This is a genomic window from Hydrogenophaga sp. NH-16 (assembly GCF_004006415.1).
Taxonomy (GTDB): Bacteria; Pseudomonadota; Gammaproteobacteria; order Burkholderiales; family Burkholderiaceae_C; genus Hydrogenophaga; species Hydrogenophaga pseudoflava.
On record NZ_CP029344.1, the window covers coordinates 4,669,908 to 4,688,923 of the forward strand.

The 19,016-nt window shown below is 63.4% G+C and carries 15 protein-coding genes; 11 read left to right on the top strand and 4 right to left on the bottom strand.

Features of this window, described 5'->3' with window-relative positions; genetic code table 11:
* Window positions 1–4: 4 nt before the first annotated feature.
* Together DD542_RS22565 and murJ are read right to left on the bottom strand one after the other, a co-directional pair.
* A complete protein-coding gene (locus DD542_RS22565; protein ID WP_127807148.1) occupies window positions 5–862 on the bottom strand; it encodes a tetratricopeptide repeat protein in 858 nt (285 codons plus the stop codon).
* Window positions 863–869: 7 nt separating this feature from the next.
* A complete protein-coding gene (gene murJ, locus DD542_RS22570; RefSeq protein ID WP_127807149.1) occupies window positions 870–2,435 on the bottom strand; it encodes a murein biosynthesis integral membrane protein MurJ in 1,566 nt (521 codons plus the stop codon).
* Window positions 2,436–2,552: 117 nt separating this feature from the next.
* Between murJ and rpsT the strand changes: the two genes are divergently transcribed.
* Window positions 2,553–2,852: a 30S ribosomal protein S20 gene (rpsT, locus tag DD542_RS22575; RefSeq protein WP_066149844.1), complete on the top strand. Its 300-nt coding sequence runs from the start codon at window positions 2,553–2,555 to the stop codon at window positions 2,850–2,852.
* Window positions 2,853–3,017: 165 nt separating this feature from the next.
* Here rpsT and DD542_RS22580 read toward each other — a convergent pair whose 3' ends face one another.
* A complete protein-coding gene (locus tag DD542_RS22580; protein WP_127807150.1) occupies window positions 3,018–5,180 on the bottom strand; it encodes a PAS domain-containing sensor histidine kinase in 2,163 nt (720 codons plus the stop codon).
* 669 nt (window positions 5,181–5,849) lie between these two features.
* On the opposite strand from DD542_RS22580, the gene DD542_RS22585 reads away from it, so the two are divergent.
* Window positions 5,850–7,442 carry a PAS domain-containing methyl-accepting chemotaxis protein gene (locus tag DD542_RS22585; protein ID WP_127807151.1) on the top strand — a complete coding sequence of 531 codons (1,593 nt, stop codon included), beginning with the start codon at window positions 5,850–5,852 and terminating at the stop codon, window positions 7,440–7,442.
* Window positions 7,443–8,214: 772 nt separating this feature from the next.
* Here the strand turns inward: DD542_RS22585 and DD542_RS22590 are convergent.
* On the bottom strand, window positions 8,215–9,144 hold the full coding sequence (locus DD542_RS22590) for a LysR substrate-binding domain-containing protein (RefSeq protein WP_127807152.1): 930 nt from the start codon (window positions 9,142–9,144) through the stop codon (window positions 8,215–8,217).
* A gap of 114 nt (window positions 9,145–9,258) precedes the next feature.
* Here DD542_RS22590 and DD542_RS22595 point away from each other — a divergent pair, with 114 nt between their 5' ends.
* The 9 genes from DD542_RS22595 to DD542_RS22635 all read left to right on the top strand — a co-directional run bounded on the left by DD542_RS22595 (window position 9,259) and on the right by DD542_RS22635 (window position 18,875).
* Window positions 9,259–10,347, top strand: coding sequence for a tartrate dehydrogenase (locus DD542_RS22595; RefSeq protein ID WP_127807153.1), 1,089 nt, complete (start codon window positions 9,259–9,261; stop codon window positions 10,345–10,347).
* A gap of 161 nt (window positions 10,348–10,508) precedes the next feature.
* Window positions 10,509–11,849, top strand: coding sequence for a dicarboxylate/amino acid:cation symporter (locus DD542_RS22600; protein WP_127807154.1), 1,341 nt, complete (start codon window positions 10,509–10,511; stop codon window positions 11,847–11,849).
* A 20-nt stretch (window positions 11,850–11,869) separates the two neighbouring features.
* Window positions 11,870–13,156, top strand: a complete 1,287-nt coding sequence (locus tag DD542_RS22605) for a glycerate kinase (protein WP_127807155.1) — start codon at window positions 11,870–11,872, stop codon at window positions 13,154–13,156.
* On the top strand, window positions 13,157–14,575 hold the full coding sequence (gene pyk / locus DD542_RS22610) for a pyruvate kinase (protein WP_127807156.1): 1,419 nt from the start codon (window positions 13,157–13,159) through the stop codon (window positions 14,573–14,575). It abuts the gene before it with no gap.
* Window positions 14,576–14,741: 166 nt separating this feature from the next.
* Window positions 14,742–15,683: a tripartite tricarboxylate transporter substrate binding protein gene (locus DD542_RS22615; RefSeq protein WP_241559827.1), complete on the top strand. Its 942-nt coding sequence runs from the start codon at window positions 14,742–14,744 to the stop codon at window positions 15,681–15,683.
* 29 nt (window positions 15,684–15,712) lie between these two features.
* On the top strand, window positions 15,713–16,612 hold the full coding sequence (gene ttdA, locus DD542_RS22620) for a L(+)-tartrate dehydratase subunit alpha (RefSeq protein ID WP_127807158.1): 900 nt from the start codon (window positions 15,713–15,715) through the stop codon (window positions 16,610–16,612).
* On the top strand, window positions 16,609–17,217 hold the full coding sequence (gene ttdB, locus DD542_RS22625; protein ID WP_127807159.1) for a L(+)-tartrate dehydratase subunit beta: 609 nt from the start codon (window positions 16,609–16,611) through the stop codon (window positions 17,215–17,217). Before ttdA ends, ttdB begins: the two co-directional genes overlap by 4 nt.
* Before the next feature lie 410 nt (window positions 17,218–17,627).
* The gene (locus DD542_RS22630) at window positions 17,628–18,323 is read left to right on the top strand and encodes an Hpt domain-containing protein (protein WP_127807160.1); all 696 of its coding nucleotides are present in this window, start codon (window positions 17,628–17,630) and stop codon (window positions 18,321–18,323) included.
* A gap of 174 nt (window positions 18,324–18,497) precedes the next feature.
* Window positions 18,498–18,875 carry a response regulator gene (locus DD542_RS22635; RefSeq protein ID WP_164868458.1) on the top strand — a complete coding sequence of 126 codons (378 nt, stop codon included), beginning with the start codon at window positions 18,498–18,500 and terminating at the stop codon, window positions 18,873–18,875.
* The last annotated feature ends 141 nt before the right edge of the window (window positions 18,876–19,016 follow it).

The following is a 19,016-nucleotide window of genomic DNA, read 5'->3' on the forward strand; positions in this document are numbered from 1 at the left end:
GCGGTCAGCTGCGGGCGCGGCGCAGCTCGTTCAGCCGCGACTGGATGGCGTCGCGGTCCAGCGCGTCTTCGGTGTGGGCGATGTAGACCTCCAGGTCCTGCGCGGCCAGGGCCGCATCGCCCATTTCGGCCCATGCCAGGCCACGGTCGCGGTACTCGATCCAGGCATCGGGCAGCAGGATCAGCAGCCGGTCCTGCACCGCGATCAGGCGCAGCCAGTCTTCCTGCGTGCGGTGGATTTCCTTGAGGTTGCGCAGCATGCGGGCGATGATGTCGCGCGAGGGCGCCGCCTGCAGGTACAGGCCCACCGGCACGTCGAAGTCGTCGACCAGCCCGTTGCGCCGCTTGTAGGGCTCCAGCCGCTCGGACAGCTCCTCGCGGCTGAGCGACTGGCCGGTGAAGGGGTCGATCACCACCTGCCCCTCGGGCAGATTGATCTTGACCAGGAAGTGCCCGGGGAAGTTGATGCCGCGCGCCTTCAGGCCCAGCCCCTGTGCCAGCTCCAGCCACAGCACCGCCAGCGAGATCGGGATGCCGCGGCGCGTCCGGAGCAGCACGTTGAGGTGGCTGTTGTCGGGGTCGTGGTAGTCGTTGACGTTGCCGCCGAAGCCGAGATCCCGGAAGAAAAACTGGTTCAGCGCGCGCAGACGCTGCAAAGGCTCGGCGTCCGAGGGGCTGCGCCGGCGCAGGCGGGAAAGCAGCACATCGACCTCACCCAGCACCTCCTGCACATCCAGGTCCGGGTACTCGTCCTGGGCGATGGAGGCGGCCGCCTCCAGCAGGGGCAGGCTGTCGTCGTCCTTCACCAGCGAGGCGAAATACGCCAGCGGGGTCGACGAGGGAAGTTCAAAGGGAGAAGGCATGATGGGTTCATTTTCGGACGAATTGCCGAAGTTTTAAACCCGAGAGCATCAGCGCGACAAAGTACAGCAGCGCCGCCCCCACCACGATCGCGGCCATCAAGCCGACCCGCAGCAGCGCACCGCCCTCGAACGCCACCCAGTTCACCGAACCTGCGCTCCACATCAGGAACACCGCCAACAAGGCGCTGGCGGCCAGCACCTGCATCGCAAAGCGCGCCCAGCCCGGGGCCGGACGGTAGGCGCCACGCCGCACCAGGCCGATCAGCAGCCACAGCGCGTTGACCATCGCGCCCAGGCCGATGGCCAGCGCCAGGCCGGCATGGGCCAAACGGGGTACGAACAGCAGGTTCATGGCCTGGGTCAGCAGCAGCACCACGATGGCGATCTTCACCGGCGTGCGGATGTCCTGGCGCGCATAGAAGCCCGGCGCCAGCACCTTGATCGCCACCAGGCCCAGCAGGCCGGCGCCGTAGCCCATGAGGGCGGTCGTGGTCTGGGCCACGTCGCGCTCGGAGAACGCGCCGTAGTGGTAGAGCACCGCCACCAGGGGCTTGGCAAAGGTCAACAGGGCCACCGCGCAGGGCACCGCCAGCAGCACCACCAGCCGCAGACCCCAGTCCAGCAGCGCGCTGTAGCGCTCGCCGTCGTCGGCAGCCCGGGCGGCCGCCAGCTGAGGCAGCAGCACCACGCCCAGAGCCACACCCAGCATCGCGGTCGGGAACTCCATCAGCCGGTCGGCGTAGCTGAGCCAGCTCACGCTGCCGGTGGCCAGGTGGGATGCGATCTGCGTGTTGATCAGCAGCGAGACCTGCGCCACGCTCACGCCCAGCAGGGCCGGCAGCATCAGCGTGGTCACGCGCCGCGTGCCCGGGTGCGCCCAGGCCGCCCTGAGCGACGACCAGCGCAGGCCCACGCGCGGCAGCATGCCGATGCGCAACAGCGCCGGGATCTGCACCCCCAGCTGCAGGGCGCCGCCGAGCATCACGCCGGCCGCCATCGCGTAGATCGGCTCGATGCCCAAGGACTCGAACCAGGGTGCGCCCAGCCAGGCGGCCCCGATCATGGCCACGTTCAGCAGTACCGGCGTCGCAGCTGGCACGGCGAATTTTTTCCAGGTGTTCAGCACACCCGCCGACAGCGCCACCAGCGACATGAAGCCGATGTAGGGGAACATCCAGCGCGTCATCAGCACCGCCGACTCGAAGCCCTGGGGACTCTGCTTGAGGCCGCTGGCCATGGCCCAGACCAGCACCGGCGAGATCGCCACGCCCACGACGCAGGTGGCCACCAGGGCCCAGACCAGCACGGTGGCGATCTGGTTCACCAGCTCGCGGGTGGCATCGTCACCGTCCTTGGCGCGCACGCCGGCGAGCACCGGCACGAAGGCCTGGCTGAACGCGCCCTCTGCGAACAGCCGGCGCAGCAGGTTCGGAATTCGGAAGGCGACGTTGAAGGCGTCGGTCAGGGCGCTGGCGCCGAAGGTGGACGCCATCAGCAGCTCGCGCACCAGACCGGTGATGCGCGAGGCCAGGGTCAACAGGGAAACCAGGGAGGCGGACTTGAAGAGCGACACCGCGGCAGTGTAACCACCCGGTCGCCGCCCGGCGGCCAGAACTGGCCTCACCTGGGGGTGCGTGATAGAATCGCGGGCTTTGCTGGCAACATCCCCAAACATTCAAAGGATATACACATGGCAACCAAGCCGAAGAAAAAGAACCCCCGCCTGGCGTCTGGCCGCAAGCGCGTCCGCCAGGACGTCAAACTGAACGCCGCCAACACCTCGCTGCGTTCCAAGTACCGCACCGCCGTCAAGAACGTCGAGAAGGCTGTTCTGGCCGGTGACAAGACCAAGGCCGCCGAGCTGTTCGGCAAGATGCAGGCCGTGGTCGACAGCGTCGCCGACAAGGGCATCTTCCACAAGAACAAGGCCGCTCGCGACAAGAGCCGCCTGTCCGCCAAGGTCAAGGCCCTGGCCACCGCCGCCGCCTGATCGGGCGACGTGCACCAGCCCGGACCGGTTCTCCGGTCCGCCGTTTGAAACGGTGCGCTGCCAGCAAAAAAAGAAAACCGCCCTCCGCAGTCCGTGTCAAAACGGATGAGCGGGGGCACACAAGAGACGCCTTGGTGCAACCCAAGGCGTTTTTTGCTTCAGAAATCACGCGGTTCCGGCCACCAGCCCTGGGTCAAAGTTCAATCGGCAGGGTGGGTCAAGATTCAGTCGGCGCCGACACTTGTAGTCGGTCAGTACCAGATCGAACTGGTTTGGATCGCGCTTGATTGCTTCAAGTGCGGCCTGGGGGTCTGGCACCGGCGTTACCCGATAGCCGGCGCGCTGGAGCAGGCGATCCACCATCAGGATCATCAGCGCTTCGTCGTCGATGTAGAGGATGTGCTCCCCATGTCCGCGTACCGAGCCCGAATCCGTCACCGGCGTCGCCATGTTCGCATCTTCGCCTTTCTGCTGTAGCGGAAGATAGACGTGCAGCGTGGTGCCACGACCCGTTTCACTGTCGACCGTGATGGCCCCACCGTGCGCAACCACGATCCCATGAACCACAGACAGGCCGAGTCCCGTGCCTTCGCCCACCTTTCGCGTGGTGAAGAAAGGCTCGAAAATCCGCGCGCGGGTGGCGGCGTCCATGCCCACACCGTCATCGGCTACGAAGAGGTGTGCGTATGCCCCGGGTGCCAAGCCGTCGGTTCGCTGGGGTTTGCCTTGCCGAACGACATGTTTTTCTGCGCCGATCACCACCCGCGTGCCCCCAGCCTTGGAGGCATGCCATGCGTTGGTGCACAGGTTCATCAAGACCTGCTCGATCTGAGTCGCGTCGACGCGCACATAAAGGGGTTCGTCGGACATGTTGGACTCGAGCGCAACGCCGGCGGGCAGGGTGGAGCGCATCAGTTGCAGAGTCTCAATCACAATGGGCTGCAAGGGCTGCACAATGAGCGTGGGCGGACGCTGGCGACTGAAAGCCAGGATCTGGCTCACGAGGTCACGTGCTCGCAGGGCGGCCTTTTTGATCTGGTCGATGCTCTCGCAGGCGGGATCGTCCGGCTGCAAATCCTCTCGTGCCAGTGCAACGTTACCCAGAATCGCGCCGACGATGTTGTTGAAGTCATGTGCGACGCCACCAGCCAGCGTGCCCAGTGACTCCATTTTTTGTGACTGTCGTAGTTGCTCAAGCAGGACGCGGCGAGTGGACTCCGCCCTGACACGGTCCGTGATATCAATCCGGACCCCAATCATTCGATAAGGCCTGCCCTCGTCGTCATACAAGAACTGCCCGATGAAGTCGATCCACACATCGGTTCCATCCGCCCCGCTCACCTGCTGGCTGCTGACAAACGGACTTCGCGTCTTTCGCGCTTCGTCTAGCGCCTCTTTCAGGCGGGAGCGGTCTTCCTCCGACAGTGCATCCAGAAAATCCGAATACCGAGTGGTTCGAATGCCGTTCACTTGATGAGAGATCACAGCATCGGTTGGCAAGTCCCACTCGAGTAGCTCCACTTTGGCGGCCCTTGCTGCCATGGACCAGAGGTCGTTGGTATCACGAAGTGATCGTTCCACTTCAGCGACCCTTCTGAAAATGATGCGAATCAGCAGCGACCCGCCTATCCCCAGCAGCAACGAAAGTCCCACCGTGAATGAAGCAACGATCCGCTGCGCGGAGCGGGAGGCCTCACCCAGGGAGTCAGAGAACCTTTGGGCGATCACTGTCAATCGGGCATTGGATTCGAGAATCTGGTCCCGCAGTGTCAAGATTTCGCTTCTTTGCGAGCCGGTCAGCACCGCTGCTTTCAGCTGTCCGGCGATCAGCCTGAGCCGATCAAGTTCGGCATCGCCTTCTTCCCAGATGGTAATGGTGCGGGCCATGAAGCTGACATTCCGAAAGCGCAGAAACAGGTCGATCATCGGCTCGATGTCCTCGGGTTGATTGCGTCCTTGCAGGAACCCCTTCCGAGCCACGACCCGATCTGGCGTTGCCGCATCCAGCGCCTCCCTAGCCATGCGATCGCCCAGAGGAACCGACAATGCGGCTTCAAACTGTGCAAAGTCCTCCGGATTTTGAGTGTCGGCGTAAAACAGCAGGCTGAAGGTCGCGTCCTTCTGCCCCTTGGACCAAAGGCTTTCGCCACTCACGTACGCCCTCACAGCTGATAGCACTTGCATGCTGAAAATATTGAGTACCGCCAGTGTGATCACGACCAGCAAGAGCGCAGCCGTAACGGGCCAGCGAGCGCGTCGTGTCTGTTGAGAGTTGGGCATCTTGGTGTGCGGCGTAGCTGTTTTCCAGAGCTTGTCTGCTTTGTTCAAAAGAAGACATCAGTCCTGTACCCGATTGCCAGGAGCACTTCATTCATGGCTGAGCTGGCTCCATCCACCCTTGTCGCGTCTTGCCACAGGTCATGTGTCTGGCTGCAATCAGACCTCCAATCTGATCGACAGCTTCTGCCGCACAGCCCGCACAGATGGATACGACTTCTACGATCGCAGACCACTTCGTACACCGCAACCTCTTGGCACCACTCAAGCCGTCCCACGTCAGTTTGGCAATCCATTCAGGTGGCTGCCATTTTGTGGTCGATGTTGCGCCGTACGCCCTCGATGGTTCGTACCGCCAGAACCAGGCTGGGGTGGGCATGATGGGTGCGCGCACTGTGTTGATCGCTTTCCTGGGTTTTTTGCTATTTCGTCTACCCTGTATCAATCTTGAATTTTCACGCTCCTTGATCGGTAACAGGTAAGTAAATTCGCCGCCTTTGAAACAAGAGTCCTGATTTCGAACAGTATTTCATACGGTTACCTATTTGTCCAATATGCGACTTATGAGTCGCGATCTGTACCCATTGGAGAAGCGCAATCTGCGGTCTTTTACTGGTCTCAAGTTTTTTCCAAATCGTGACGATGTTGCATCCGTGAGGTGCGCAAGGTGCGTATTGGCACATCCGCAGGCTCACGAACCAACTCCTTGTGAGGCGAACTATGCGCAGCAACCTGCCAGTCACCCAAAATGAATTCGTGATCCCAGATGGCGTCACGCTTGTTTCCACCACTGATCTGCAAAGTCACATCACCTACTGCAACCCGGCGTTCATAGCGGTCAGTGGCTACGAGAAAGAAGAGCTCATCGGGCAGCCACACAATCTGGTGCGCCACCCCGACATGCCCCAGGAGGCGTTCAGGGACATGTGGGATACGCTGAAAAGCGGATCACCCTGGTCGGCCCTGGTAAAAAATCGGCGCAAGAACGGCGACTACTATTGGGTGGTTGCCAACGCCACGCCGATCATGGAGAACGGCCAAGCAGTGGGCTACATGTCGGTGCGCACCAAGCCTACCCCAGTCCAGGTGCAGGAAGCCGAGGCTCTGTACGCACGCATGCGTTCAGAACGCGACAGCGGCAATTTCACCATGGGGCTGCACCGAGGTCTGGTGGCGCGCACCGGGTTTATGGGCAGGCTGCAAAGCATGGCCCAGATGACCATAGGCCGGACCATTGGCGCGGTGTGCGTGGGGCTGTCACTGGCTGGACTTGTCATTGGTGAAGTCGGATCACGCCTGAGCGATGCCGCTCATATGGCCATGGCCGCACCTCTCATCGGTGTGGCCTTGTTGGCCACATGGATGCTGCGGCGCTCAATGGTCACTCCGCTGCGGCAATCCATTTTGTTCGCCAACACCATGGCCGCCGGCGACCTTTCGGCCCGGTTTGAAACTACCAGCCGCGGTGAATTCGGCGAACTGGCCAAGGCCCTGAACCAGTTGAATGTGAACCTGCAGGCGGTGGTGTCCGATGTACGCCACGAAGTAGAAGGCGTTCAGGTCGCGTCCAACGAGATCGCCAGCGGCAACCAGGACCTCTCGGCCCGGACCGAGTCGCAGGCCAGCAGCCTTGAGCAGACGGCCGCATCCATGGAAGAGCTGACCAGCACCGTGGAGCACAGCACCAACTCGGCCCGCGAGGCGGCTTCGCTGTCGCAGCGTGCCGCTACCGTCGCCCGCGAAGGCAACGACGCCATGGGCCACGTGGTCAGCACCATGGACGACATCAGTCGCTCATCCAGCCGCATCGGGGAAATCATCCAGGTAATCGAAGGCATTTCCTTTCAGACCAACATCCTGGCACTCAACGCCGCCGTGGAAGCGGCCCGTGCAGGCGAGCAGGGCCGTGGCTTTGCCGTAGTGGCGGCCGAAGTGCGCAGCCTGGCGCAGCGCACCTCGACTGCCGCCAAGGAAATCAAGGTGCTGATCGACGACTCGGCACAAAAAGTTTCTCAGGGCAGCCACCTGGTACATAGCACCGGACAGACCATGAATAACGTGGTCGGGGCGGTGGAACAGGTGAACGCCCTTATCACCGACATCACCAGCGCTGCCAATGAACAGTCGATGGGTATCGCGCAGATCAACCAGGCAGTGGGTCAGCTCGACTCGGTGACCCAACAGAACTCGGCCATGGTCGAAGAACTGGCCGCAGCGGCCAGCTCGCTGCAGGCCCAGGCGGTGGTGGTGCAGGAAGCGGTGCGCATCTTCCGCCTCAACAACCGACGCCAGTCCACCAAAATAAAAGGGTAAGCCTTTTTCCTCAACTCATTCCATTGCGTGGATGAGGTCGGCAAAAGGTGATCATTTGCCTGCGCCGGCCAGCGACCGCCCTCATCAGCGAGGGCAAGTCGGCACACTCTCGGAGAGGATTCCGCCCAGCGGCTCAGCTCGTCTTCGGAATCCACAGCGGTGGCCAACTTGCGTTCACAGCAAGCGCACATTTGTTGAACCTGTGAACCTGTGAACCAGTGATCAGTCAACGCGCGCAAGGCTCGCCTCGCGTCTGAAGAAGAGGCCGACTGGAATCGCTGCAGCGCTGCCTCTCGGTTTTTGCAAAGTCGGTGCCAGGCTGCTTTGAGACGTCAAGGGAACTTGGCTAGGTAACAGCTATGCTCAATGCGGACCAATCGCATTCGCAGCGCTGCCCCCACTGATCCAAGAATGACCACAGTATCGAGCCATGAGTCAGGATTGCCAAGAGGTGTCGAGCGAGTTGGTGCGCGAAGCAGTGCGTCCGTGACTGCTACTCCTTCGTTACCGGATTTTGAGGCTGCTGCACTGCCGGGTTAGCCGATGACAGCTTAGTGCTGAGCTCGGTGATCTAAGCGGATGGCCCCGACCGACGGCAATCGCTGCAAACCTGCCTTCCAGCTGCCAATGTCGCTTGAAGGCTGAGTCCGGACGTACATATCAGCGTTTCGAACGTTCGCGATCTCCAAAACCGGTCATTGAACTTGCCGTTCGATGACCGGTCTCGCAGATAAGAGCTTCGAGTTTGTTGAACAGATGAGGGGCGATTCACTCAGTTGGTGGCCTGGCCGGCCGGCTGCGAGAACGCCGTAGCGACAAAATCCACAAAGGCCCGCACGCGCGCGGCCATCTGGTGGCGCTGCGGGTACACCGCGTAGATGTCGGCGTCGGGCGTGAAGCACTGCGGGAGCACCTGTACCAGCCGGCCGCTCTTCAGGTAACGCTGGATGTCCCATTCCGCCCGCATCAGGATGCCGTGACCGTCCAGTGCCCAGTTGACCGCAATCTCGCCGTCGTTGGTGGTCAGGCTGCCGCGTGTCTTGACTGTCTCAGTCACCGCCTGTTTACCGCGGCCATGAGTCAGCCGCCAGGTGCCGTAGGCCTCTTCGCCCTGGCGGATGCCGATGCAGTTGTGCCGTGCCAGTTCGTGCGGCGTGCGCGGCGTGCCATGTTGCTTCAGGTAGGCCGGTGAAGCGCAGAGCAGGCGCCGGTTGGGTGCGATGTGGCGCGCGATCACGCGCGCGTCGGGCGGCGCGCCGAAGCGGATACAGACGTCGAACGCGTCGTCCGTCAGCGGAGGCGGGTTGACGGAGAGCTGCAGTTGCACGTCCACACCGGGGTTCTGGCGTGCGAAGCGCGAGATCAGCGGTGCGATGTGGCTGCGGCCGAAACCCAGCGTGGCGTTCACGCGCAGTAGGCCCTGCGGGCTGGACTTGGCGGCGCCCAGCAGCTCACCCAGGTCCTGGATTTCGCCCAGGATGCGGCGCGCGTGCTCCAGGTACAGCTCGCCCTCGGGCGTGAGGCCCATGCGCCGCGTGGTGCGGTTGACCAGCGACACCCCCACACGTGCTTCCATCTGTGCCAGGTGCTTGCTGACCGCCGGGGTGGTGATGCCCAGTTCGCGTGCGGCGGCGCTGAGGCTGCCAGCACTGGCCAGCACCGAGAAAAAGCCGAGATCGGCGGGCTGAACAGGGTTGCTCATGGGTGCTCCACTGTTGAATCAAGGTGAACAATGCATTCACTATAGCCCTGAATCAGCACGCCGGAACCCACCTACAGTTGCGCCATCGTTCCCGTCCAAACAAGGAGACAAGCCATGAAGATCTACGCCATCGCGACCATTCCCGGAGACGGCATCGGCAAAGAAGTCGTGCCCGCTGGCCAGCAAGTTCTGCAAGCCATCGCTGCTTCCAGCAGCGGCTTGCGCTTCGAATTTGAAAACTTCGACTGGGGCGGTGACTACTACCGTCAGCACGGGGTGATGATGCCGGCCGATGGGCTGGAGCCGTTGCGCAACAAGGACGCCATCCTGTTTGGCTCGGCCGGCGACCCGGACATCCCCGACCACATCACGCTCTGGGGCTTGCGCCTCAAAATCTGCCAGGGCTTCGACCAGTACGCCAACGTGCGACCCACGCGCATCCTGCCCGGCATTGACGCACCGCTCAAGCGCTGCAAGCCCGAAGACCTGAACTGGGTCATCGTGCGTGAAAACTCCGAAGGCGAGTACTCCGGCGTGGGCGGCCGCGTGCACCAAGGGCACCCGATCGAAGCCGCCACCGACGTGACCATGATGACCCGCGCCGGCGTGGAGCGCGTGATGCGCTTTGCGTTCAAGCTGGCGCAGAGCCGCCCGCGCAAGCAACTCACCGTGATCACCAAGAGCAACGCACAGCGCCACGCCATGGTGATGTGGGACGAGATCGCCGTGCAGATCTCGCAGGAGTTCCCGGACGTGAAATGGGACAAGGAAATCGTGGACGCGGCCACCGCGCGCATGGTGAACCGTCCGGCCACGCTGGACACCATCGTCGCCACCAACCTGCACGCCGACATCCTGAGCGACCTGGCTGCTGCGCTGGCCGGCAGCCTGGGCATTGCGCCCACGGCCAACATCGACCCCGAGCGCCGCTACCCCAGCATGTTCGAGCCCATCCACGGCTCGGCCTTCGACATCATGGGCAAGGGCCTGGCCAACCCGGTCGGCACCTTCTGGAGCTGCGTGATGCTGCTCGAACACCTGGGCGAATTCGACGCTGCCAAGCGCCTGATGAGCGCCATCGAACAGGTCACCGCCAACCCCGCGTTGCACACTGGCGACCTGGGTGGCAAGGCCACCACGGCCCAGGTCACGCAGGCGGTGTGCGACCTGCTCAACGCCAGCGCACTGCGCAAAGCCGCCTGATGCTGACAGGCTGAACACGCAAGGCCGGCAGCTGCCCGGTCTTGCGCGTTGGTTCTTCATTCCGTCCCAGCGGCGCGTCCGGCGCCCGCTCCATTCCGAGCCAGTCATCTCGCACTGGCGCGAGGCCTTTTTGCGTCCCTGTCTTTTTCATGAATATCGCCATGCGCCGCTTCTTCGGAAAACTCTACGTCCAGGTCCTGATCGGCGTGTTCGCCGGTGTGGCGCTGGGCTTCTTCTGGCCCCAGCTTGGCAGCGACCTCAAGCCCCTGGGCGACGTGTTCATCAAGCTCATCAAGATGGTGTTTGCGCCCATCATCTTTGCCACGGTGGTGCTGGGCATTGCGCGCATGGAGAACATGAAGGAACTGGGCCGCGTCGGTGTGCGCGCCCTGATCTACTTTGAAGTGCTCTCCACGTTTGCGCTGGTGCTGGGCCTGGTGGTTGTGAACCTGGTGCGCCCCGGCGAGGGCATGAACATCGACGCGGCCCAGCTCGACACCACGGCCATCGCCAACTACACGGCCACCTCCACCAAGCCCGCTGGCTTTGTGGACTTCATGCTCCATCTGGTGCCAACCAGCATCGTGGACGCGCTCGCCAAGAACGACATCCTGCAGATCCTGGTCTTCGCCACCTTCTTTGGCGTGGCGCTCTCGCACATCGGACCACGCGCCAGGCCTGTGGTGGACCTGCTCGACTCGTTCACCCACGGCGTGTTTTCCATCGTCGGCATGATCATGCGGCTGGCGCCCATCGCCGCCTTTGGCGCCATGGCGTTCACCGTCGGCAAGTACGGGCTGGGATCGGTGGTCTCACTGGGCAAGCTGATGGGCACGATGTACATCACCTGCTTCTTGTTCGTGACCATCGTGCTCGGTGGCATCGCGCGTCTCTCGGGCTTCAGCCTCTGGAAATTCCTGAAGTACATCAAGGACGAGCTGTTCACCGTGCTGGGCACCAGTTCGTCCGAATCGGTGGTGCCGCAGCTCATGCGCAAGCTGGAAAACGCGGGTGTCTCCAAACCGGTGGTCGGCCTGGTGGTGCCGTCCGGGCTGACCTTCAATCCCGACGGCCAATGCATCTACTACACGATGGCGGCGATCTTCATTGCCCAGGCCACCAACACACCATTGACGCTGACCGACCAGCTGGTGGTGCTCGGCGTGCTGCTGCTGACCTCGAAAGGCTCTGCGGGTGTGACCGGATCGGGCTTCATCACGCTGGCGGCCACGCTGGCGTCGATGGGCAAGATCCCGGTCGCCGGCATGGTGCTGTTGCTGGGGGTGGACCGCTTCATGTCGGAAGCCCGTGCCATCACCAACACCATCGGCAACGCCGTCGGCACCGTGGCCATCGCCCGTTGGGTCGGCTCGGTGGACCGCGAGCGCCTGGAGCAGGTGCTCGACGGCAAGACCGATCCTGAAGACCTGCACGGGCTGTACGAGCGAGACGCCCCGCCAGCCAGCACCGTGCTCAAGCCCGTCGCATCAGCGGGCGTTTGAACCGGTATCGGGTACACGCCATGAAACCGACCGATACCCAGCGGTTGCTGCGCCGCATGTTCGATGCCGCGATCGCCGCCGCTCAGCCCGCGCTGTGCGTGCCGCCGTTGCTGCCCCCGGCGCCCAAAGGCCGGCTGGTGGTGATCGGCGCGGGCAAGGCGTCGGCCGCCATGGCGCGCGCGGTGGAGCAGCACTGGCCTGGCCCGTTGTCCGGTCTGGTGGTCACGCGCTACGGCTACGCCGTGCCCTGCGAACGCATCGAGATCGTTGAGGCGGCGCACCCGGTGCCCGATGCGGCAGGTGAAAAAGCGGCCGCTCGGCTGCTGCAGACGGTTCAAGGTCTTGGTGCCGACGACCTGGTGCTGTGCCTGATCTCTGGCGGTGGATCGGCGCTGTTGCCGTTGCCGCTGCCAGGGCTCACGCTGGCGGACCTGCAGGCGCTGAACCAGGCCCTGCTTGCCAGCGGCGCCAGCATCACCGAGATGAACTGTGTGCGGCGCCACCTTTCGGCCATCCAGGGCGGTCGCCTGGCCGCCGCCTGCCACCCGGCGCGTGTGCTCAACCTGTTGCTCTCCGATGTGCCGGGCGACGACCCGATCGACATCGCCTCAGGCCCCACCGTGCCCGACTCGACCACTTGCGCCGATGCACTCGCCATCCTGCGGCGCTACCGCATCCGCGTGCCGCCGACCGCGCTGGCCTGGCTGGAAAGCGGTGACGGCGAATCGCTCAAGCCCGGCGATCTGCGCCTGCCGCTCATCGACACCCACTTCATCGCCACGCCGCAGAGAGCGCTGGAGGCCGCAGCCGCTGTCGCTCGACAAGCGGGCTTGCATGCCCACATCCTGGGTGATGCCATCGAAGGCGAAGCGCGCGACGTGGCCAAGGCGCTGGCCGGCATCGCGCTGCAGACCGCCCGTCGGGGCCAGCCTTTCCTGGGGCCCTGCGTGCTGCTCTCGGGCGGCGAGACCACGGTCACGCTGAAAGGCCAGGGGCGCGGCGGCCGCAACGTCGAGTTCCTCCTGGCCCTTGCCGTGGCGCTGCGAGGCGAGCCCGGCATCCACGCGCTGGCCGGGGACACCGACGGTGTGGACGGCCAGGAAGAGATCGCCGGTGCCCTGATCGGGCCCGACACGCTGGACCGCGCCTGGGCGCTGGGCCTGAACCCGCGCGAACGGCTGGACGCGAACGACGGCCACGGCTTCTTTGAAGCGCTGGGCGACGCGGTGATCACCGGCCCGACCCTGACCAATGTGAACGACTTTCGGGCCATCGTCATCGACGGCCCCCCAACCGAGGCCCCCTGAATGAACCGCCCCTGCAACGCCAAGATCGTCGCCACGCTGGGCCCCGCCAGCGCCGACCGCGCCACCATCGAAGCCCTGGTGAAGGCCGGGGCTGACGTGTTCCGCCTCAACTTCAGTCACGGCACGCACGCCGACCACCAGCAGCGCCTGGAACTGATCCGCAGCATCGAAACCGACCTGGGCCGTCCCATTGGCGTGCTGCTGGATCTGCAAGGCCCCAAGCTGCGCGTCGGCACCTTTGCGAACGGACCGGTGACGCTGGTGGAGGGCGAGTCCTTCCGTCTCGACCTGGACCGATCCACACCGGGCGACGCGACCCGCGCGCCCCTGCCGCACCCCGAGATCTTTGCCGCGCTGCAATCCGGCGCCGAGCTGCTGCTCGACGACGGCCGGTTGCGCCTGGTGGTGGAGCGCTGCGGGCCGGACTTTGCCGAGACGCGCGTGCTCAACGGCGGCCCGCTGTCGGACCGCAAGGGCGTGAACGTGCCGGGCGTGGTGCTGCCGCTCTCGGCCCTGACGGCCAAGGACCGCGCCGACCTGGACTTCGGTCTCAGCCTGGGCGTGGACTGGATCGCGCTCTCGTTCGTGCAGCGCGCGGCCGACATCGAAGAGGTGAAGGCCATCGTGCAGGGCCGTGCTGGCATCGTTGCCAAGCTGGAGAAACCCGCCGCCATCCACAGCCTGGACGCGATCCTCGACGTGACCGACGCGGTGATGGTGGCGCGCGGCGACCTGGGCGTGGAGATGCCAGCCGAGCAGGTGCCCGCGATCCAGAAGCGCATCGTGCGCGCCTGCCGCCAGCGCGGCCTGCCGGTGATCGTGGCGACGCAGATGCTGGAGTCGATGGTCAGCGCGCCGGTGCCCACGCGTGCCGAAGCCTCCGACGTGGCCACCGCCATCTACGACGGCGCAGACGCCGTGATGCTGTCGGCCGAATCGGCGTCTGGGAAATACCCAGTGGAATCGGTGGCGATGATGGACCGCATCATTGCCCAGACCGAGGCCGACCCGCAGTACCGCGAGGCCATCGACGCCTCGCACACACCGCCCGCGGCCAACACGGCCGACGCCATCGGCTGGGCCGCGCGCTCAGTGGCCGGCCTGCTCGATGTGGCCGTCCTGGTGGCCTACACCAGCTCCGGCTCTTCGGCTTTGCGCATGGCGCGCGAGCGTCCGCGCGCCAGCATCCTGGGCATCACACCGCGGGCCAGCACCGCGCGCCGCCTGGCACTGGTGTGGGGTGTTCAGCCCGTGCTCAGCCCCGATGTGCCCGACGTGGACCGCATGACCCGCTTGGCCGTGGACACCGCCAAGACCCTGGGCTTTGCGGTTCCGGGTCAGACGCTGGTGATCGCTGCGGGTGTGCCCTTCGGCACCCCGGGCAGCACCAACCTGCTGCGCATTGCACAGGTGGATTGAACCCCGTTGATTGTTGATTTGAAGTTCACGCCGGATTCACTTTTTGGGTGATTCGGCATGTCGCCGGACTCCTACAGTTCGGTCCACCAGAGCGCATCCCGCGCCATTTTTGGAGACAAGCATGAAAGCTGTTCAAACCTTTTCCCGCCGCCGCGTCGTGCAAGCGATGGCCCTGACCCTGGCCGTGTCCGGCGGCAGCGCCATGGCGCAAGCCTTCCCGAGCAAGCCGATCAGCCTGGTCGTGCCCTTTGCGGCCGGCGGCACCACCGATGTGCTGGCCCGCGCGCTGGCCGACAAGCTCTCGCAGGCGCTGGGCCAGCCGGTCATTGTGGAAAGCAAACCGGGCGCCGGCGCCACCATCGGCGCCGACTACGTGGCCAAGGCCAAGCCCGACGGCCACACCCTGCTCATGGGCGCGGTGCACCACACCATCGCCCCCGCCGTCTACAAGAAGCTGCCCTACGACTTCTCGAAAGACCTCGCGCCCGTCACCACCGTGGCCCTGGTGCCCAACGTGCTGGTGGTGAACGCCAGCACACCCGCCAAAAACGTGGCCGAGCTGCTGGCCATGATCAAGCCCGCCCCGGGCAAATACGCCTTCGGCTCCAACGACAACGGCACGGCGCAGCACTTGATCGGCACGCAGTTCCAGAACCTCACCAGCACCGATGTGATCCACATCCCCTACAAAGGCAGCGGCCCGCTCTCCACCGACCTGCTGGGCGGTCAGATCCTGATGAGCTTTGACACCATCACGCCGGTGCTGCCGCACATCAAGGCCGGCAAGCTGCGTCCGCTGGCCGTGACCACCGCCAAGCGCTCGGCCGCGCTGCCCGACGTGCCCACGCTCGAAGAGGCCGGCCTCAAGGGCTTCAACATCGGCACCTGGTTCGGCGTGCTGGCCCCTGCGGCCACGCCCAAGGACATCGTGGCGCGCCTGAATACCGAGATGGTCAAGATCATCCAGTCGCCCGAGTTCAAAGCCAAGATGGCCGACATCGGCGCCGAACCCATCGGCAACACCAGCGCCCAGATGGCGCAGCAGATCGCCAGCGAGACCGAGAAGTTCGGCAAGCTGGTGAAAGACGCCAAAGTCGTCATCGAGTGAACACCCCCACCCCCACACAGGAGCCCACCGTGGACAAAGCCACCGCCGTCGCCGATCTGACCGATCTGCTGGCGAAATTCACCTCCCACATCGGCAAGCGCCTGCCCACCGACGTCACCCAGAAGCTCGGCGAACTGCGCGAGAAGGAAGTCAACTTCCTCGCCAAAGAGGTCTACGAGTCGATGCGGCAGAACCAGGAAGCGGCCGACAAGCTGGACCGCCCCAGCTGCCAGGACACCGGTGTGATCCAGTACTTCCTCACGGCCGGGGCCAAGTTCCCGCTGCTGGGCGAGTTGGAGGGCATCCTTCAAGAAGCCACCGCCGGGGCCACCCGCATGGGCCCGTTGCGCCACAACGCGGTGGAAACTTTTGAAGAGAAGAACACCGGCACCAACACTGGTAGCAAGATTCCATGGCTGGACTGGGAGATCGTGCCTGACGAAGACAGCGTGATCGTCGACGTCTACATGGCCGGCGGCGGCTGCACGTTGCCTGGCAAGGCCACGGTGTTGATGCCGGGCCAGGGCTACGAAGGCGTGGCCGAGTTCGTGTTTGACGTGATCACCTCGCGTGGTGTCAATGCTTGCCCGCCGCTGCTGGTCGGCGTGGGCGTGTCCACCTCGGTTGAGACGGCGGCGCGCCTGTCCAAGAAGGCGATCCTGCGGCCCGTCACGTCCAGCAACCCGAATGAAAAGGCCGCCCTCATGGAAGAGCTGCTGGCCGATGGCCTGAACGAACTGGGCCTGGGCCCGCAAGGCCTGACCGGCAACAACAGCGTGATGGGCGTGAACATCGAATCGTCCGCGCGCCACCCGTCCACCATCGGCGTGGCAGTCTCCACCGGCTGCTGGGCGCACCGCCGCGGCCGCATCAAGATCAACGCCGACCTGACGCACGAAGTCATTTCGCACGAAGGATTCCAGTCGTGAAAAAAATTCTGACGACCCCCATCAAAGACGAAGACCTCGAAGCCCTGAACATCGGCGACGTGGTCTACCTCACCGGCACGCTGGTGACCTGCCGCGACGTGGCTCACCGCCGCCTGATCGAACAGGGCCGCGAACTGCCGGTGCAGCTCAAGGGCGGCGCGATCTTCCACGCCGGCCCCATCGTGCGCAAAAAGGACGACGGCGAATACGAGATGGTCTCCATCGGCCCGACCACCAGCATGCGCATGGAGAAGTTCGAGAAAGCCTTCATCGAACAGACCGGCGTGAAGCTGATCGTGGGCAAGGGCGGCATGGGCCCCGAGACGCAGCAGGGTTGCCTGGAGAACAAGGCCGTGCACGCCATCTTCCCCGGCGGCTGCGCCGTGCTGGCTGCGACGCAGGTGGAGAAGATCGAGGCCGCGGAATGGACCGACCTGGGCATGCCCGAGACCCTGTGGGTCAATCGCGTGAAGGAGTTCGGCCCGCTGATCATCTCCATCGACACCAAGGGCAAGAACCTGATCGAGGAAAACAAGGCGGTCTTCAATGAGAAGAAGAAGCCGATCCTGGAGCGCATCAACGAGGGTGTGCAGAATTTTGTGTAAACGGACAATCCACCGCAGGCGAGAGCCTGCTTGTCCGTAAACACAATGACAACCTGCGTGGTTCGCCGATGGCTTCAGATCGTACTGGCCGACGCCAGCGTCGGCGGGGGATTTTTCAACGGCCTGCTAGATAGTATCGACCATAGGGTCGGTCTCTTGACCGCTATGCGGATGGACAGGCTGCTGTGCGCCCCTTCGGTCGGTGGAAACACAGCAAAGTGGTGAATTAGACAACGGAAACGCTTCAATTTTCTCGGCTGAAGAGCGGATCTGAGCGCACAATTTGAATTCGACTCAGGGTCTGTGTGGGAACCTCTAGGCGCTATCCATAGGACTTCGTCAATCCCACCGGGCCACTTACGAGCGCAAGTGCGCAGACTGAGGGTGCGGATTTTTTCCTCAGTGAACGCTTGGCGCAAAAGAACAAGTTGCACAAAATGAGCAGGCTTCAGGACGTTCACCCAAGGCTTTCAGTGTCAGGTACCCATGGGGAGGCGGCCGCTGAGGAGCCACTGGGATGGCCTCAGATCGTAGGCATCGACACTTCCGTGGCCGCTGGCTGCCTGGGGGGTGATCTAAGGCTCTTTTTTTCCATCTTGCCGCGCTTGTTCAGTGAGTACGGTGATCTGAGCGTGGCGCCGGTTTTGGAGCCTGAGGAGGGCGGTCGCGAAGCTCTGGCTGCGAGATTGCACAAACTGCGTGGAAGCGCCGGATTGGTCGGGGCCACCACTGTGCACCAAATGGCGACCGAGCTGGAAATGGTCGTTCGAACGCCCGGCTCGCAAGCGCTCTCCGGACTGCAGAGGCTTGCTGGCTTGCTTGCGTCACTGCAAAAAGCGGCCGAGCCCATGATTGCGGCTGAAGCGTCTCGCTGTACATCAGCGCAGCCGCAGGATGACGTGCCTCCACTCACTGCCAGCGAGAGGGAGGAATTGCTCAGGCTGCTGCAAGCCAGAAACATGGAAGCGTTGGATCGCTTGGAGGTTCTGAGACCCGCGCTTGTTGTTTCGATGGGAGGACCTGCGGCCGAGAAGTTCGAGCTGGCCTTGCAAGCCTTGGAGTTTCAGCAGGCTTTCAGCGTGTTGGATGGCGTAACCCCAAGTTGAAGCGCTTTACAAATCGAGGAGTACTTGCAGCATGAGGCGAACAAGTTTGCCGGTTTGTGTCTGAGACGTAGTGCGGGGACAATATGGCTGTGGCTCGCGGGCAGATCCAACCCTACATGCGGCTGGTGACAGGTTCGCTTAACGCAAGAAGGTGACGTCGTGCCGACACGGATCATGTTGATTGATGACAGTGAAAATGATTTGCTATTCACTCATATTTCGCTGCAGCGGTGCGGCGTTGAGTATGAGGTCTTCAAATTTGAGCGAGCTGAAGAAGCTCTGAAGTGGCTGACCAGTGAACCAGCCCACGGCATCGATTTAATCCTGCTGGACATCAACATGCCAGGCATGGGAGGGTTCGATTTTCTCGAAGTATTTGAAACGATGCCAGTAGCACACCGTGGTGAGTCCGTTGTGGTTCTATTGACTTCTTCCTCGGACCCAGTAGACCGAGAGCGCGCTTCCCGATATGCATCGGTGAAGGGCTTCTTGAACAAGCCTCTCGATCGTACTGTGGCCGCATCTCTGATCGATCTGCTTGGCCACCCGTAAATGCGCTGTTTGCGCTTAGACCCTCAGCTTTTTTTGATGCACAGGCTTTCCCTTCAGCGCTGCAAAAAATGCAGATTGAATAGTTAATCCCTCATGAGAGGCGGGGTTGCTTTCGCTGTGCCGGCAGTCCCGCACTGAGAC

Excerpts from the sequence above, each read along its gene's own strand:
- pyk (WP_127807156.1), top strand. The coding sequence starts at position 13,157 with ATGAACCGCCCCTGCAACGCCAAGATCGTCGCCACGCTGGGCCCCGCC.
- DD542_RS22590 (WP_127807152.1), bottom strand. The coding sequence starts at position 9,144 with ATGAGCAACCCTGTTCAGCCCGCCGATCTCGGCTTTTTCTCGGTGCTG.
- DD542_RS22605 (WP_127807155.1), top strand. The coding sequence starts at position 11,870 with ATGAAACCGACCGATACCCAGCGGTTGCTGCGCCGCATGTTCGATGCC.
- rpsT (WP_066149844.1), top strand. The coding sequence starts at position 2,553 with ATGGCAACCAAGCCGAAGAAAAAGAACCCCCGCCTGGCGTCTGGCCGC.
- DD542_RS22565 (WP_127807148.1), bottom strand. The coding sequence starts at position 862 with ATGCCTTCTCCCTTTGAACTTCCCTCGTCGACCCCGCTGGCGTATTTC.
- DD542_RS22635 (WP_164868458.1), top strand. The coding sequence starts at position 18,498 with ATGTTGATTGATGACAGTGAAAATGATTTGCTATTCACTCATATTTCG.
- DD542_RS22585 (WP_127807151.1), top strand. The coding sequence starts at position 5,850 with ATGCGCAGCAACCTGCCAGTCACCCAAAATGAATTCGTGATCCCAGAT.
- DD542_RS22595 (WP_127807153.1), top strand. The coding sequence starts at position 9,259 with ATGAAGATCTACGCCATCGCGACCATTCCCGGAGACGGCATCGGCAAA.
- DD542_RS22615 (WP_241559827.1), top strand. The coding sequence starts at position 14,742 with ATGGCCCTGACCCTGGCCGTGTCCGGCGGCAGCGCCATGGCGCAAGCC.
- DD542_RS22600 (WP_127807154.1), top strand. The coding sequence starts at position 10,509 with ATGCGCCGCTTCTTCGGAAAACTCTACGTCCAGGTCCTGATCGGCGTG.